At 69.6% G+C, this 15338-nt stretch carries 16 protein-coding genes and 1 pseudogene; 8 read left to right on the top strand and 9 right to left on the bottom strand.

Translation table 11 applies throughout. From position 1 onward, the window contains the following. Positions 1-433: 433 nt before the first annotated feature. Together OHS33_RS36205 and OHS33_RS36200 are read right to left on the bottom strand one after the other, a co-directional pair. A complete protein-coding gene (locus tag OHS33_RS36205; RefSeq protein WP_443065493.1) occupies positions 434-1624 on the bottom strand; it encodes an IS110 family transposase in 1191 nt (396 codons plus the stop codon). A gap of 237 nt (positions 1625-1861) precedes the next feature. Then, positions 1862-2701, bottom strand: a complete 840-nt coding sequence (locus OHS33_RS36200) for an SDR family oxidoreductase (RefSeq protein ID WP_330334673.1) — start codon at positions 2699-2701, stop codon at positions 1862-1864. 92 nt (positions 2702-2793) lie between these two features. Between OHS33_RS36200 and OHS33_RS36195 the strand changes: the two genes are divergently transcribed. The 3 genes and pseudogenes from OHS33_RS36195 (at position 2794) to OHS33_RS36185 (ending at position 5239) form a co-directional block, all read left to right on the top strand. Next, a complete protein-coding gene (locus tag OHS33_RS36195; RefSeq protein ID WP_330334672.1) occupies positions 2794-3165 on the top strand; it encodes a winged helix-turn-helix transcriptional regulator in 372 nt (123 codons plus the stop codon). Between the two features lie 30 nt (positions 3166-3195). Further along, positions 3196-3435 (top strand): annotated as a pseudogene (locus OHS33_RS36190) (snapalysin family zinc-dependent metalloprotease); the annotation flags it as partial. A 172-nt stretch (positions 3436-3607) separates the two neighbouring features. Continuing rightward, positions 3608-5239 carry an IS1634 family transposase gene (locus OHS33_RS36185; RefSeq protein ID WP_330334671.1) on the top strand — a complete coding sequence of 544 codons (1632 nt, stop codon included), beginning with the start codon at positions 3608-3610 and terminating at the stop codon, positions 5237-5239. A gap of 87 nt (positions 5240-5326) precedes the next feature. On the opposite strand, the gene OHS33_RS36180 is transcribed toward OHS33_RS36185, so the two are convergent. The 3 genes from OHS33_RS36180 to OHS33_RS36170 form a co-directional block, all read right to left on the bottom strand. Next, the gene (locus tag OHS33_RS36180; RefSeq protein ID WP_330334670.1) at positions 5327-6046 is read right to left on the bottom strand and encodes a DinB family protein; all 720 of its coding nucleotides are present in this window, start codon (positions 6044-6046) and stop codon (positions 5327-5329) included. Between the two features lie 314 nt (positions 6047-6360). Further along, entirely contained in the window at positions 6361-6627 is a 267-nt protein-coding gene (locus OHS33_RS36175; protein WP_330334669.1) for a hypothetical protein, read from the bottom strand. Positions 6628-6768: 141 nt separating this feature from the next. Beyond that, positions 6769-7347 (bottom strand): hypothetical protein, encoded by a 579-nt coding sequence (locus OHS33_RS36170; protein WP_330334668.1) that lies wholly within the window; start codon positions 7345-7347, stop codon positions 6769-6771. A gap of 181 nt (positions 7348-7528) precedes the next feature. On the opposite strand from OHS33_RS36170, the gene OHS33_RS36165 reads away from it, so the two are divergent. Beyond that, entirely contained in the window at positions 7529-7825 is a 297-nt protein-coding gene (locus OHS33_RS36165) for a DUF7489 domain-containing protein (RefSeq protein WP_330334667.1), read from the top strand. 526 nt (positions 7826-8351) lie between these two features. Here the strand turns inward: OHS33_RS36165 and OHS33_RS36160 are convergent. After that, on the bottom strand, positions 8352-8957 hold the full coding sequence (locus OHS33_RS36160) for a dihydrofolate reductase family protein (RefSeq protein WP_330334666.1): 606 nt from the start codon (positions 8955-8957) through the stop codon (positions 8352-8354). A 669-nt stretch (positions 8958-9626) separates the two neighbouring features. On the opposite strand from OHS33_RS36160, the gene OHS33_RS36155 reads away from it, so the two are divergent. Further along, positions 9627-10523, top strand: a complete 897-nt coding sequence (locus OHS33_RS36155) for an alpha/beta hydrolase (RefSeq protein WP_330334665.1) — start codon at positions 9627-9629, stop codon at positions 10521-10523. A 149-nt stretch (positions 10524-10672) separates the two neighbouring features. Here the strand turns inward: OHS33_RS36155 and OHS33_RS36150 are convergent, their stop codons facing one another. Beyond that, on the bottom strand, positions 10673-10840 hold the full coding sequence (locus OHS33_RS36150) for a hypothetical protein (protein ID WP_330334664.1): 168 nt from the start codon (positions 10838-10840) through the stop codon (positions 10673-10675). A gap of 134 nt (positions 10841-10974) precedes the next feature. On the opposite strand from OHS33_RS36150, the gene OHS33_RS36145 reads away from it, so the two are divergent. Both OHS33_RS36145 and OHS33_RS36140 read left to right on the top strand, forming a co-directional pair. Further along, positions 10975-11631, top strand: a complete 657-nt coding sequence (locus tag OHS33_RS36145) for a class I SAM-dependent methyltransferase (RefSeq protein ID WP_330334663.1) — start codon at positions 10975-10977, stop codon at positions 11629-11631. A gap of 128 nt (positions 11632-11759) precedes the next feature. Further along, positions 11760-12014: a hypothetical protein gene (locus tag OHS33_RS36140; protein ID WP_330334662.1), complete on the top strand. Its 255-nt coding sequence runs from the start codon at positions 11760-11762 to the stop codon at positions 12012-12014. A 212-nt stretch (positions 12015-12226) separates the two neighbouring features. On the opposite strand, the gene OHS33_RS36135 is transcribed toward OHS33_RS36140, so the two are convergent. Further along, the gene (locus tag OHS33_RS36135; RefSeq protein ID WP_330334661.1) at positions 12227-13567 is read right to left on the bottom strand and encodes a DUF3533 domain-containing protein; all 1341 of its coding nucleotides are present in this window, start codon (positions 13565-13567) and stop codon (positions 12227-12229) included. 131 nt (positions 13568-13698) lie between these two features. Here OHS33_RS36135 and OHS33_RS36130 point away from each other — a divergent pair, with 131 nt between their 5' ends. Beyond that, a complete protein-coding gene (locus OHS33_RS36130; RefSeq protein WP_330334660.1) occupies positions 13699-14367 on the top strand; it encodes a MerR family transcriptional regulator in 669 nt (222 codons plus the stop codon). A 561-nt stretch (positions 14368-14928) separates the two neighbouring features. Here OHS33_RS36130 and OHS33_RS36125 read toward each other — a convergent pair. Then, positions 14929-15213: a ribosomal protein L7/L12 gene (locus tag OHS33_RS36125; protein ID WP_330334659.1), complete on the bottom strand. Its 285-nt coding sequence runs from the start codon at positions 15211-15213 to the stop codon at positions 14929-14931. Between the last annotated feature and the right edge of the window lie 125 nt (positions 15214-15338).

Raw genomic sequence — 15338 nt, 5'->3', positions numbered from 1 at the left:
TAGGTCACGCAGGCCATGCGCGGACGGCTACTCGGAGGGCAGCATCGGGACACCGCAGCACAGCCTTCGCGACGTGCTCGACGCTGTGCTTCACGTGGCCCGCACCGGCATTCCGCGCACTCACGGATGTCCACGCACGTCGGAGACTCAACAGTTCGCTTCACGAGCGGGGGATGGATGCGGCGCTGCGCGATCGTGCCGAGGCTGGCGACAGTGGAGCCCCCTATCACCTTGTGAACTTGCTGTGCGAGAAGGGCCGACTCCAGGAGGCCTGCGAAGCGGTTCAGGAATTCGGTCCGGAGGATGAGTACGCGCACCAGCTCATGGCCGGCTTTCGAATGGCCTCGGGCGGTGCCCGGTAGGTCTCTGCATCTGCCGATCCCACCCGTCTACGTCCGTTCTACGTCCGTGAAATAACTTCCCAATGAGGAAGTCAAGCCGTCGTGGTGACGGTTGGTGCGGCTTGGTAGCACGCTCCGTCGCGGATCATTGCCCATAGAACGTTGGCTCGACGTCGGGCGAGAGACAGCACTGCCTGCTTGTGTCCCTTCCCCTCGGCGCGTTTGCGTTCGTAGTACGCGCGTGACGCTGGGCACGATCTCAGGCTGGCCATGGCGGATAGGTAAAAGGCTCGCAGAAGGCCGCGGTGGTAGCGGCGGGGCCGGCGCATGTTGCCGCTGACGCGGCCGGAGTCGCGTGGCACCGGGGACAGGCCGGCAAACGCAGCGAGGCGGTCAGCGGTGCCGAAGGCTTCCATGTCCCCACCGGTGGCGGCGATGAATGTGGCGCCGAGCGTGGCCCCCATACCGGGCATGCTCTGGATCACCTCGGCATGCGAGTGCTCGTGAAACCTGGCCTCGATGAGTGCGTCGAGTTCACCGATCTCCTCTTCGAGGGCCATCACCCCCTTCGCGAGCCGGGCCACCATGGACGCGGCCAGCTTCTCTCCGGGCAAGGCGGTGTGCTGGGCCTGGGCCGCCTCGACGACGGCCCGAGCGATGGTCTCGGCGCCGCGGACCTTGCGGTTCTTCAGCCAGGTCTCGATCCGCTTGACACCGCTGCGGCGGATCGCGGCCGGGGTCTGGTAGCCGGTCAGAAGCATGACCGGTCCCTTGTTCGTCAGGCTGAGTGCCCGCTCCAACGCCGGAAAGATTTCCAGGAGTTGTTCCCGGAGCCGGTTGATCTGGCGGGTTCGGTCGTTGACGAGATCGGTGCGGCGCCTGACCAGGATCTTGAGGTCGACGGCTATCTCGTCGCCTGGCCGGAGTGCACCGAGGTCCTTGCGCATGCGGGCCTGGTCGGCGATGACAAAGGCGTCCTTGGCGTCCGTCTTGCCCTGGCCTCGATAGGCGGCCGATGCCTGGTGAACGGCCAGACCGGTGAGATAGACCATCGGCTGATCATGGCCGAGCAGGAGACCGATCAGCAGGGCGGCCCCGCCGTGGTTGATGTCGACCGCCCACAGCACATCCTCGGACAGAGCCAGTACGTCGCTGATCAGCTCAAGCAGCGCTGTCTCGTCGTTGAGGACACGCCGTGACAGCAGGCGTTCGCCTTCCGCGTCGATCACCACGCAGTGGTGGTGTTCCTTGCCGATGTCCACGCCGGCCCAGATCTGGGGCACGGTCACCTCCGCCAGCTCGTCGTCCAACAGCAGCCCAGCAGACGACCTCGCCGACGTTGTCCTACACAGCGATCGAGTCGCATATCCCAATTAGCGGTCGAGTCGTCGCGGGGCTCCGGGCGGCCAAGTTCTTTGAGCCATCCAACGGCGACAAGCTCACAGCCATACCCGGAACCCCCGGGCCCGACGATCTTACGAATGACCGCCTCAGACCCACGCTTAGAAGGTAGGACAAGCTCAGCGGAAAGCGGCGATGTTGCGGGCGACCCAGTCGCTGAAGGGGCGTGGGGCCCGGCCGAGGACTCGTTCCACGTCCGGGCTGATCCGTAGTTCGGCCGGGTTCGGGGCGGCGATGATGTCCAGGGTGTCGTCGGCGAGCTCCGGCGGCACGAACTGGGCCATCGCGGCCTTGGCTTCGTCGCGGGTGAGTTCATGGAACCGCACCGGCGAGCCGAGCGCGGCGGCAATCGCCTCTGCCTGCTGACGTGGCGTGATCACCTCCGGCCCGGTCAGCTCGTACACCCCGCCGGAGTGCCGGTCGTCGAGCAGACAGGCCGCCGCGACCTCGGCGATGTCGGCGGGGTCGATGACCGGCACTCCGACGTCGCCGAAGGGTGCCGCGACCGCCCCTTGTATGCGGACGGATTCCGCCCAGGCCAAGGCGTTGGAGGCGAAGCCTCCCGGCCGCAGGACGGCCCACTCCAGGCCGGACTCGCGCAACGTGTCCTCCAGCGCGCGCATCGCGATCCGCGAGGGGCCGAGCGGCCTGGTCGCCACGCCCTGCGAGGACAGCAGGACGACCCGGCGGACCCCGCTGGCTGCGGCCAGGCCGATGAGGTCGGCCGGCCTGGCCTCGGGGGCGTGCAGGTCGCCGGACAGCAGGAGGAACAGCGCCTTCGCCCCGTCCAACGCGGGCGCAAGGCCCGCCGGTTCGGACAAATCGGCCGCCACATGCCGGACGCCGTCCGCCGCCGCTGCCGCGTGCCGCGACACCGCTGTCACCTGCTCGCCCGCCTCGGTCAGGGCCCGCGTCAAAGGCCGGCCCACATTCCCGGTAGCCCCGGTCACCACGATCATGTTCAGCTCCTAGTCCGTTGTGCACTGCGGTAATTGACGCTAGGCGCCGGGCTTACCTTCCGTAAGGACATACCCAGAGGTAAGCTCCTGACATGAAGGAAGGCGCGCAGTTGACACAGGCCGGGACGGGCAATCGGTATGACGTGTTTCACACTGACTGCCCCGCGCGCGAGGTGGTCGACCACGTGACCAGCAGGTGGGGCATCTGGGTGCTGATCTCCTTGCGGAGCAACGACCTTCGGTTCTACGAGCTGCGCGACAGCATCCAGGGCATCAGCGAGAAGATGCTTGCCCAGACCCTGCGCGCGCTGGTCCAGGACGGCCTGGTCTGGCGAGAGGTCGAACCGACGACGCCGCCCCAAGTCACCTACGGGCTGACCGAGTTCGGTCAGGAGATCGGCGAGCCGCTGACGGACTTGTTCGACCGGATCACACAGCGGCTGCCACCGCGCAGCGCGGGATAGTGCGGCAGTGGCTGACCGCGAAGGCGCGTCATCTTCCTGGACCACTCGCGGAACGAGCAGCCCAACTCGACCCGCGTGACCGCCCACGAGACGGGCCACGTACTGGGTCTGCCGGACCACTACTCGGGCCCGTCCAGCGAGCCGATGTCGGGCGGCGGCCCCGGGCCGTCGTGTACGAATCCCTACCCCGACAGCGCCGAGCGCTCACGCGTGAACCAGCTGTGGCGAAACGGCCTCGTCGTCGCCTCCGGTCTTGGCACCGAGGGCTGACGGAGCGAGCAGCTCCGGGAAGAGCCCCGGGCAGAGCTAGTCCCGTAGTTCGCATGTCCTGATTTCGGCTGGACTCGTTTTGGGGCTGTTTCTGTTGCGAGATCATGGTCGTTGGCCGGGTGTGTCGAAATCGAATTCGAAGTCGCCGAGGGCGCGGACGGTGCGCCCGGTCATGATCTCCGTGGTCGAGGCTGAGGTGAGGAAGCGGTTGGGCGGTCTGCCGGCGGCGGTGGAGATCCTGCGGCGGTTGGACGTGGCCGGGATCGTCGACGAGCGGTGCCCGGTGCGCAGCGACGCCGATCTCACGCACGGCCAGGTGATCGAAGTGCTCATCGCGAACCGCCTGACCAGCCCGATGCCGCTGCAGCGGGTTGGGGACTGGGCGTCGGCGTGGGCGGTGGAGGAGACGTTCGGCGTCGAGGCCGAACTGCTCAACGACGACCGGCTGGCCCGGGCGCTGGACGCGGTCGCCCCGCATCTGGCGGAGATATCCGGCACGGTGGCCGCCACCGCGATCAGCGGGTTCGGGATCGACGTGGCGAAGATCCACTGGGACATGACCAGCATGTCGATGTCCGGCGCCTACCCGGAGCCCGACCAGGACCCGGCGTTCCCGCAGATCAAGCACGGCCATCCGAAAGACCGCCGGTTCGACCTCAAGCAGGTCCAGGCCGGGATCGCGGTGGCCGGCGACGGCGGGATCCCGGTGTTCTCCAAGGTGTTCGACGGCGGCGCGGCCGAGGTGTCGCAGGTCGTGGACACGATGAAGGCGCTCAAGGAGATAGCCGGGCCGCGCAGGTTCCTGATGGTCGCCGACTCCAAGCTGGTGTCCTGGGCGAATGTGACCGCGCTGTGCGCCGCGGAGGTGGATTTCACCGCGCCGCTGCCGGCGGCCCGGGTCGCCGACGGCTTCTACGCCGGGCTCGACCTGGACGCGGCCCGGATCGTGGACCACGTCCCGGCCCGGGCCAAGAACAGTCCCGCCGACCGGCGGGACGTCTACCGGGTCCTGGAGGACACCGTCACCCTGGCCGGGCCGCGCAAGAAGGACACCCCGGTCACGCTGCGCCGGGTGCTGGTGCACTCCACCGGCAACGCCGCCGGCCAGCAGCAGGCCCGGGACAAGCACCTGGCCAAAGCCGCCGCCGAGTTGGACAAGCTGGCCGCCGGGGCCGGCGGCCGCTACTACAACACCAGCGAGAAGATCTCCGCCCGGGCCGGAGTGATCGCCAAGACCCGGCGTGTGGCCAAGGTGCTGCACACAATCACCGGCACTCATCCTGACACCGGAAAACCCACGTTCACCTGGTGGTTTGATACCGAAGCGCTGACGGCTGAGACCGCCGCCGACGGCTGGTACGCACTGGTCGCCCCGTTGCCGGCCCCCGGCGGCCAGACGCGCGCCGCCGAGCAGATCCTGCTGGACTACAAGTGCCAATCCGGTGTTGAACGCCGCTACGCCGACTTCAAAGGCCCCCTCGCGGTCACCCCGGTCTTCGTTCAGAAGAACAGCCGCGTCGCAGCGCTCATCCAAGTGATCTGCCTGGCGCTGCTGGTGTTCTGTCTGATCGAGCGCGAGGTCCGCCGGGCCCTGGGCGGCGACGGCAAGATGGCCGGGCTCTACCCCGACTCCCGCCGCGTCGCCCCGACCGCCCGCATCATCCTCTACACCCTGTCCATCCTGGAGTTGCGCATCGGCAACATCATGGACCCCCCGACCGTTGTGTTCGCCCGAGGAATCCACGTCCACCTACTCGAACTCCTCGGGATCGAAGTCATACAGCCCCGATGGACCCACACATGACAACCCGATGTGACTCTCAGCTTTAGTTGGCGAGTCCCAGCTTAAGTCGGCGGCCTCGCCCGAACGATGCTGAGTCCATAGCCGGCCCTACTCGGCATCCTGTGCCTCGATCAGGTCGAGGTCGCGGACGCAGAAGCCGTGGTGCTCGAAGGTCTCGTTGAGCACCGTGCCGAGGCACTGCCGCACCGAGCGACCCCGGGCGTACGGCGGCCAGACATCGTCGTCGGGCACCGGCGCTCGCGCCGCGAGCGCCGCATCGGTGGCCTCGTCGAGCCACGCCTCGAGCTCGGCGGCCTGTGCGTCACGCACGCTCACGATCTCGTCGAGGGCCGGATCGAGCGAGAGGTCAAGCCCGTGCGCTCCACGGTAGGGCTCGACGGTCGTCCCGATGCCCATCGGCGTGAACGGCTCCGTCGAGCCCAGGCAGCAGCGGCGGAACCACGAGTCGTAGACGAAGACCAGGTGGCGCATCGTCTGCACCGCCGACCACTCGTCGTTCACGCTGCGGTGTTCGATGCCGGGCGTACGCCGGATTCGCTCGATCGTGGCGGCCCAGCCGACATGGAGCCGACGCGATGCCTCTCGCAGGTCGGCAGGGTCCTCGGAGCGGATCAGCACCCGCACCGGATGACGCCGGTCGAGCTCTGCCTCGACGTACTCGGTGACCTCAACACCGTTCACCACAAGGTTGGTGATGAACCCGTCGATCACGGCATCCTGCATGACGACGCCGATCAAGCGTGCCCCGGTCAGATCGCACTCGCGGAACTCCGCACCGTGCAGATCCTCGTCAACATAACGTGTCATGCTCCGCATGTTAGGTCCGAGCACCGACAAGCCAGCCTCCCCGGCTTGATTCGGCCTCTTCCAGGTCCCGACCGAGCGCGAAGAATGATCCACACCGGGTTTCTGAGAGGCCCGGTTCCGGCGGCCTGGCCAACCACCGCGCGCCCTGCTCTCCCTCACGATCGATCGTGCTTCGTATGAATGGCTCTGGGATCTCGATCACGCAAGTGCCCTACGCACGCGGGCACCGCGTCGGGCGAGCCGCCAACTAGACTTGGGAACCGCCAACTAAAACTTGTGGTCACACCCGAACGAACTACATGCGAACTACGGGGCTAGTAACCGGCTGTCTCGGCTTCGTACTCTGAGCAGTCCGGGTTCCGGCAGGGACCCGGCACCCACTCCGGGATGAAGATCCCGAGCGCCTTGCGCCGCCTGACCACCGTGTCGACATGGCGCCCGCAGGCCGGGCAGTTCTCCTGTTCGCGCCCGGCCTGCGGGGCGACCGTCCCGCGCGCGTGCTGCTGCGGATGCCGCTGCTGTTGCTGTTGCTGTTGCTGTTGCTGTTGCTGTTGCTGTTGCTGTTGCTGTTCACCAGCCATACCTCCACGGTAGGCCGGTTTCGCGCGTCCGGCAGGGCCGGAACGGGGCCGATATACCGCGGGTGAAGTACTTCGGCACCCGGCTGCTTCGGCCTACGCTCCCCCGCGCCCGGACGGCGGCTCTGTCGGCGTCCGTCGCAATCAGGAGGCATCTCCCGACGCGCCGCGCCGGGCGGCCTGGACCTGGTGCCAGGGGTGCTGGGCTCGGGACTGCGCGTGGTCGAGGTACTCGCGTTTGACGGTCGAGGAGCCGGGTTTCCACCGGCCCCGCTGTGTCGGGTCGCGCCCGCGTCGGCGATCTCCTGGGCGCCGCCGCGCCGTAGGCCGCGGGAGGTGGCGCGGTGGCGGACCCAGTCGTTGAGGGCGTCGCCGCTCACGTGGGCGCCGCGCTTCATTGCCGTGGCCCGGTTCTGCAGCCGCCCCTGGGAGGTGAGGGCGCGTACGTATGGCCCCCTCGTGTACGCCCATCCGGTGCAGGCAGTTCAGCCGGTCCCGTACGGCGGCCACCGGATCGTACCGAGGGGTGCCCGTCTCCGCGGAGATGAAGGTGGACTCGCCGCCCGCCGCCTTGTAGGTCTTGGAGTAGGCGATCCACAGGTCGATCCCGCTGTCCTCGACGTCGACATCTGCGATGGTCAGATCGGCGAGTTCGATACGCCGGTCGAGCGCTCCGCGGCTGGGCGACTCGATCAGGCAGACGGTGGCAGACTGGCGGCACATCGAGGCTCCGGTGACGCAGGGCGACTTCGGTCGGTCACCCCGTCAACCCCGGACCATGAATCAGCCCTGACCCCGGACCGGGGCCGAACAGCCCCTCTGCGTATGCCTTCTGGGCTGGCGACCACAAGACCGGTACGCTGCCGTGGATGGCCTGTGCCGTCGTCGATGCGGGGGGTCGCACATGTCGAACACCGTTGTCCTGCTCCTCTCCATCGGCCCGCTCGCCATGGTCCTGGCGATGATCGCCTCGCAGCGGGTGGGCGAGGTCAAGGACGCCTACACCGGGGAGGTCACCGGCCGGTGGGTGAGCAGTTCGACCGGTACCTACGGCCCGACCGGCCACTGCATGATGGGGATCCGCACCGACGAGGGGCGGGAGCTCAGCATCGAGGTGAACAGCCGGACGTATCGGTCGCTCGGCGTCGGCGACCGGGTGGTCAAGGTGCCGGGTGCGCGCTGGCCGGTGCGGTCGGAGTAACGGAGCGAACAGCTCTGCCGCATCGTCCGGCACGCCCTCGCCACCCGCGACCACCTCACGGCCCTTTACCAGGCACTCGGCTTGCCCGAAGGCCCGCAGGCACGCCGACCGGACCCGGGTCGCACCGGGACACCGCAGACCGCGCGCGACTCGCGCACCGACACCCTCCGTCAGGTCGGCAACCGCAGCATCGCGGCTAGCCTGCACGAGATCTCCTACGCGCCCCACACCCGCCCCTCTAAGTCTCGGCTGTGGCTGAGCGCTTCAGTTGGCCCCATCGGCCATGTAGAGCCCTCAGGCCGCGAGGCTCTGCCCAGGGAAGCGTCCAGCGGCGCATCCGTATCCGTATCCGGAAGGTTGGTCTTTGTGGAGACTGCGGTCTGGGAGGGACGTACATGGGCTGACCTGCGACGGCTCGGGGTCAGGCAGACCGGGCGTCCTGACGTTGGCCGACCCCCGTTAGGTCTTGGTCCGCACCCGACGGCGCCCGGCCTGATGGCCGTCCAGACCGGCGGACAGGGCGACGTCACTCAGGGACGCCGAGCGGCGGGTGCTCGAGCACGCGGGGCTTGTACTCGACCAGCTGAATGCGGCCGTCGAAGGTGCGGTGCTCGATCATCTCGAGGGCAACGTCCGGGTAGCCGTCGTAGATGCGTTCTTCGCCCGTGGCCCCGGTGATCACCGGGAACATTACGACCCGGAAGCGGTCGACGAGTCCGGCTCGTAGCAGGGACCGGCACAGGCTGAGGCTGCCGATCGTGCTGAGGAGCCCCGAGCCACTCGACTTCATGGCGCGGACCGCCTCAACGGCGTCGTCGCGGACGAGCGTGGAGTTGGCCCACGTCAGCGGCTCCTCGAGTGAGGAGGAGAACACCACCTTGGACGCTTGCGTGAGCTCGTCGACGGACGCTTCTTCTTCGGGCCTGAACTCGTCTTGGCCCTTGGGGACCTCGCCCGCAGCGAAGCCCGACATGAGGCGGTAGGTGTTCGCTCCCATCAGGTAGGTGGCCTGGGGCTGCTCGCCGAGCCAGGCGAGGTACTCCGGGCCCTCAAGGCCCCAGAATCCGGGCCATCCCTCTCCCGATGCGTGTCCGTCGAGGGAGGTGATGAAGTCGACGAGTAGCTCCGACATGGCGGTGTCCTTTCCTCGGGTGTCACGAGCTTGGACCGGCCGGGAGCCACAAACTCATCGGCCGCGCTGTGGAGTAACGAGAAACCCATGACGCCGCAGCCGAACAGATCGCTGGACCCGCACCTACGAGGCGCTCTCCCAGCTCACCCCCACGCCGGGCGGCACCGACCCGCGTCGCCGGCTCATCGACCTCTCCAGGGCACTGGCTTCCCACCGCTACCGGGCCACCTCCGGATGCTCGCCCGCCATGCGCGCCGAGCCGGTGCGCATGGCGGGCGCGTACACCCGGGAGGCGGCGGCGTGATCCGGCTGAAGGCCCGCAGGATTCTGACCCTTCCACGGAACTCCAAGGGCAGCGCAGGAGCGTATGGAGGTTCGCCCGCGTCCGGGCCTTCGCCGCCAGTCGCGCCGCGCCGCGGTGCCCAGCAACGTGCGGCTCGCGGCCACCCCGGTGGTCTCCGCCCGGCCCACGGCGCCGTACCGCTGCACTACGCGCGCAGCGGCGCGAGGATGCACGGGTCAGAGACTCCCGCATCCAGGGTCGTCTGGAAGATCCACGGCGACGTCGAGCCGGTCGATACCGCCTGTGTTGCCTCGGCGATGGCTGCCGCGACCACGTCCGGAGGAACCCGCCCGGCCCCGGGCACTACGGCAGGAGCTCGAGACCGTATGACCAGCTGGCAGACCAAGGCCGTCAGCGCCGTGGTGCGCGTGTCGGGCGTGAAGAAGATGATGTCCTCCACGGACCGCGTACGGGCACGCGTAGAGGCAGTGTCACTGCGCCCGTCCTCCTTCGCGCCGCCGAAGCACCTTGACCGCGCGGTCACCCTCTCGGTGGGCCACCGAAACCACTGGCCCGTGTACGAGATCGCCCCAAAGGGCCCGGCAGCCGGGCGCCGGATCCTGTACCTGCACGGCGGCGCGTACATCGAGGAGATCCTCATCCACCACTGGCGGCTCGCCGCCCAGCTCGCCCGCCAAGTCCCGGCACGCGTCTGCGTACCCGTCTATCCGCTGGCACCCCACGGCCGGGCCACCACGGTAGTGCCCGCCGCCACGGACATCCTCGCCGACGTGATCGAGGAGTCAGGACCGGACAACGTCATCGTCATGGGCGACTCTGCCGGAGGCGGAATGGCGCTCGCCGTGGCGCAACAGCTGCGCGACCGGTACGGGGTACAGCCGGCCAGGATCGTGCTCATCTCGCCGTGGCTGGACGTCACCATGACCCATCCCGACCAGGCCCGCATCGAACGCCTCGACCCGATGCTCGCCCGCGCGGGACTGGCCGAAGCCGGACGCCTGTACGCCGACCCCCTCGACCCGGCAGACCCCCAGGTGAGCCCCCTGCACGGAACACTGGACGGCCTCGCGCCCCTCACGGTGTTCAGCGGCACCCACGACATCCTCCTCACCGACAGCGACTCCCTGGCCGCCAAGGCCACCAAAGCCGGCGTCCCCATCGACTACCACCGGGCCGATTGCCTGCCCCACGTGTACCCGCTCATGCCCGTCCCCGAAGGCCGCACCGCCCGTGACCTGATCGTCAAAGCCTGCCAACAGTGACCCGCAAGCCCTGGCCCGGGCACGCCCTCCACGCCGAACCGGTCCCTGCTGATGGGCGCCCAACGGCCCGCCCGCCCGGACACCGCGCCCGCCGCGTCCGCCGCGTCCGCCGCGTCCGCTTGAGGGGACTTGGGCCGGCGCCGTCTCGCTCACTGCAGATGGCCAGCAGCGGCCAGTACCTCGTCGAGGAGGGTATCCACGTCCGCGGTGGTCGTGAGGTGGTTGCAGACACAGGCGTGCAGGACCGTCTGCCCGTCGTGGCTGACCGTGGCCAGATAGGCGTGGCCACGGGCCTGGACGCGCGCGGCGAGGGGCACGCACACCCGCCCACCGCGCGGCAGGGTCGCCCACGGCCGATCGCACTTCCTCGGGCCGGCTCGCGGGGCTGCGCCAGGACCGCGCTCGGCGGTGAGGTGAAGCGGTGTCAGTGGAGGATGACACGATGGCCGGCATGTCTGATCCCACCGCTGCCATCACCGCGTACTGGGACGCCGCCGCGTCGGCGTTCGACGACGAGCCGGACCACGGGCTGCGCCGCGAGGACACCCGTACCGCCTGGGCCCGGCTCTTGAGTTCCTGGGTCCCCGCCGGTCCGTTGGATGTCCTCGATGTCGGCTGCGGTACCGGTTCGCTGGCTCTGCTACTCGCGGAAGCCGGGCATCGCGTCACCGGAGTGGACCTGGCGCCGCGGATGGTGGATCAGGCCGAGGCCAAGCTGGCGGCCGCGGGCCTTCCGGGCCGATTCCTCGTCGGTGACGCGGCCGTTCCCCCGACCGGGCCGGAACGATACGACGTCCTGCTGTCCCGGCACCTGTTGTGGACCCTGCCGAACCCCGAGGGCGCACTGCGCGAATGGGTCGCAAGGCTACGACCCGGTGGCCGTTTGGTACTGGTCGAGGGACGTTGGCGGGAGGCCGGGCAGAGTGGCGTTCCCTATGTCACCGGAGCCGAGTCACTACCTTGGCACGGCGGCGTCACCGCCTCGTTCTTGGCCGCAGCCGTCCGCCCCATGGTGTCCGACCTCCGCGTCGAGCCGCTCAGCAGTGACCCTGAGCTGTGGGGCGGACCCGTCACGGACGAGAGGTACGCGGTGATCGCCAGCCTCTGACCGGCCGCGGCGGGCCGTGCGGGCGGGGACGGCTGCGCGCGGACTTCTGTTCGAGTGAGCTGGCCGAGGCCCGGCTGGAAGGCCGGCGGCTGGGCCCCGTGGGGCCGCACCGACCCCTGCACCCGGTTGTGCGCCGTCTGCGGGCTCTGATGGTCCCGCTGGTCCCGCTGGTCCCGCTGCTGACGATCGCCTCGTTCGAATGGGACAGAGGCACCCAGGGCTGGGTCCCGTACGAGGATCAAGCCGCCGCGCCCGCCCGTGGGCACACCACCGGTGACAGCCCCGCGCAACCGACCGGAGCCGAAGTCGGCAGCACCGCCACCATGCAGCTCTACGTCTGCCCGGCGTCCCCGGACCATCCGCACACCGACCTCATTCAGTGAGCCGTCCGCGGCTGTGGCCGGTGGGCCCCGGAGAGCACCCTGCGTCCATGCCGATCCGGAGGGAGCCGTACGGAGCGTCGCCCAGGGTGGTGCCACAGGTCGCGATGCCGATCGCGCGCCGCAGCAGCCGCCTGCGGTCCGGTCCCTCCCCACACGCGCCGGGGCGCCCCGCGAGATGCGGGACGCCCCGGTCGGGTCGGATGCTCTGCCGCTCAGGCGGTGGCGGGTGCGGCAGTCTCTGAGTCTTCAGAGCGCTCAGAGGATTCAGGGGCCTGGGTGACGGGGTGGGGGATGCGGTGCAGTCCCCGGCGGTCGTAGAGGCGGGTGACGGCGAAGCCGAAGGCCAGGGCGGCGACGAGGGCGATGCCCATCGCGGCCCATGCCCGGGTGAGGCCCGCGTCGGCCTGGGCTCCGTAGTAGAGGAGCGAGCGCATCCCCTCGGTGATCTGGCGCAGCGGCTCGAACTCGGCGAGGGCGCGGAAGAAGCCGGGCAGCGCCTGGATCGGCACGGTCGCGCCGGAGGAGGGGACGGCCATCGCGACGAAGACGATGGTGGCCAGCAGCATGCCGGGCGTACCGAAGGCGGCGAACAGGGCCAGGCTGCCCACGCCGACGACCGCGATGGTGGCCACCGAGTAGAGCCACAGCAGGCCGAGGTGGGAGGCGTCCATGTCGAGGATGCCGACCGTGGCGACCTCGACCAGGGAGCCCATGACCAGCGACAGGCCGAGCATGAGCGCGATGCCGATGGCCAGGGTGCGGACGCGGCTGGTGTGCTGGACGGGTTCGCGCTTGCGGATGGGACCGAAGTCGGTGTGCAGGTAGCCGAGCGCGGTGTCGACCTGAGAGTTGACCAAGTTGGCGCCGAGCATGCCGCAGACCACCAGGACCAGCGCGTAGTAGAAGGCGCTGAGGCCCATGGCGCTGCGGGAGCCGATCGGGTGGCCGTCGGCGACGGTCACCGTCACCGGGTCGGCCAGCTTGAGCTGGGCCGCCGTCGGGAGCGGGGTCTTCTGGGCTCCGGCCTGCTTCAGGAGTTCCCGTCCGAGCTGGGCGGAGGCGGCGTGTGCGGCCTTCTGGGCGGCCTGGGACGACATGGAGGAGCCGATGCTTCCGGCGGCCTGGTTGGTCAGCACGGTCAGGGTCGGCGGAACCGCCTTGCCCTGGGGCGCGGGCTGCGGGGCGCCGAGCGCGGTCACCGTGGCGCTGAAGTCCTTGGGGATGACGAGGGCGCCGAAGAGCTTGCCGCGACCGAGGCGTTCGTCGGCCTCCGCGCGGGTGATCACCTGCCAGTCGATGCTCTTGTCGCCCTCGGCGGCCTTCTGTATGCCCGCGACGATCTGCTCGCCGAGGTTGACGTGGCGGCCGCCCGCATCGGCGCCGCTGTCGGAGTTGACCAGCGCGACGGGCAGGTCGCGCAGGTTGCCCCTCGGGTTGACGTTTCCGCCCACGTAGAGCAGGGCGAACAGCATCGAGACCACTGCGGCGATGAGTCCGGTCCCGATCCACAACTGAGGTCGGCGGAGCACGGAGGGGGGCGTGGGGTGAGGCATCGATTCTCCGGTGCGGCTGCGTTTCCGTACTGGATACTTCAGGTATCCAGCTGCTAGATACTGGCAGTACCTTGTTGTGGTGTCCAATCGCCGAAGCCGGGGTACGGGCGCATGAGCAGCAGGGAGGACGCATGAAGATTTCGGAACTCAGCCGACGGACCGGCGTGCCGGTTGCCAGCATCAAGTACTTCCGGCGCCAGGGTCTGCTGCCCGCCGGACGGGCGACGGCGGCGACCCTGGCCGAGTACGGGGAGGAGCACGCGGAACGGCTGCGGTTGATCAAGGCACTGACCACCCTCGGCGGCCTGTCCATCGCCGCCACGCGTGACGTGCTCGGAGCCGTCGACCAGGCCGACACCTCCGAAGGCGCCCTCGGAGCGATCAGCTACGCCTTGCCGGTGCCCGTCGCGTCCCAGGGCCCCGCGGGCGACGACGAGGAGGCGGCGGCCGACGCGGCGGCCGGCACGGAGGTCGCGGAGCTGCTCGCGACCCTGGACTGGCAGGCTCCCGGCACCTCACCCCACGTAGCGGGGCTGACCGCCGCACTGAAGGAGCTGCGGCGGCTGGACGCCCAGTACGCCCCGGGCGAGCTGGCCGCCTACGCGCGACTGGCCGAGTCGGTGGCCCGGCTGGACCTGGAACGCGCGGCCGGCCTCGACGACCCGGTCGCCCTGGCCGAACGGGCGGTCATCGTCTTCGCGATCTGCGCCCCGGTGTTCGAGCTGCTGCGACGCCTCGCCCAGGAGGACCAGGTTCGCCGCCGCGTAGCGGGCGGCGGAACCGCCTCCGCCGCCCCCTAGTGCTGTGACGGAGCCCGCACCCCGGGTACCGGGCACCGCCGGCCCATGGGAGCAGTCCCCCACGTGAGCGAGCAGCCCCCTGGGTCCCGCCCCGGTCCGCAGGGAGTCGAGCTTCGAGTCCGGGGGCCGCGGGCAGGGGGCAGGGGGCGACGTGCGGCTTCGGCGGCCAGTCCGGCCTCCAGAGTGGTGATCGCGCGCTCGGCGAGTTTCTGCTGCCGGCCCAGCCCCACGCCAGGACGGCCCGTCAGTTCTCCAGCCGGGTCTCCGCGCCGGGTTGACCACCTTTGGACCGTCGGTTGCGCGGCCGCCGAGCCACGCTGTGGGCAAGCCGCGCGGGTGGCGTGCCCAGGGTCGTCGCAGGCTTGCCCGGGTCGCATCGGTCTGCGCCGGGCAGTCAGTGGCGGCCGGGGAGCGCGCGGGGCAGATGGTGCCCGGGACGGGCGACCCCCAGTCGTCGGGGTAGACATCCTTCCCGCACACCGGGCTCGCCCAGCGGGACGCGGCCCGTGGCCTGCGCCCGTTCCGCTGCGCAGGGCCAGAGACGGCAGGCGCTGCGGCTTGTCAGCTCATCCGCTCGACAGCGTCCTTGGACTCTTTGAGCCCTTCACCGGTGAGCTGCCGATGCACCTTGATGGCCTCGATCTTCTTGCCCTGCCGAAGCAGTTCATGCACCCGCTCCATGCCGGGTATCGGCGGCTCCTCCACTCCGAAGTGGTCGAGCAGCAGATCCATTTTCCGCTCCAGACGGGCAAGCCGCCGCTCGACACTCGTGATCTTCCCCGACGGGGACGACACAAAGAGCAGGGCGACGAGCACGAGAACGGCGGACAGCAGTACGGATTCCATGATCGAATCCTATGGCTTCGCGACGACCGTCCTGTCTGCTGCGGTCCACAGCCCCCGGATCGAGCGCGTCGGCCCCATCCCGGCGCAGCGGCATCAGGGCGCGCTCGAACGGGGCGATCAGGCCG

Origin of the sequence: Streptomyces sp. NBC_00536, assembly GCF_036346295.1 — a bacterium.
Classification (GTDB): domain Bacteria; phylum Actinomycetota; class Actinomycetes; order Streptomycetales; family Streptomycetaceae; genus Streptomyces.
The sequence above is the reverse complement of the archived record's forward strand: the minus strand, read 5'-3'. Positions and strand labels throughout refer to the sequence as shown.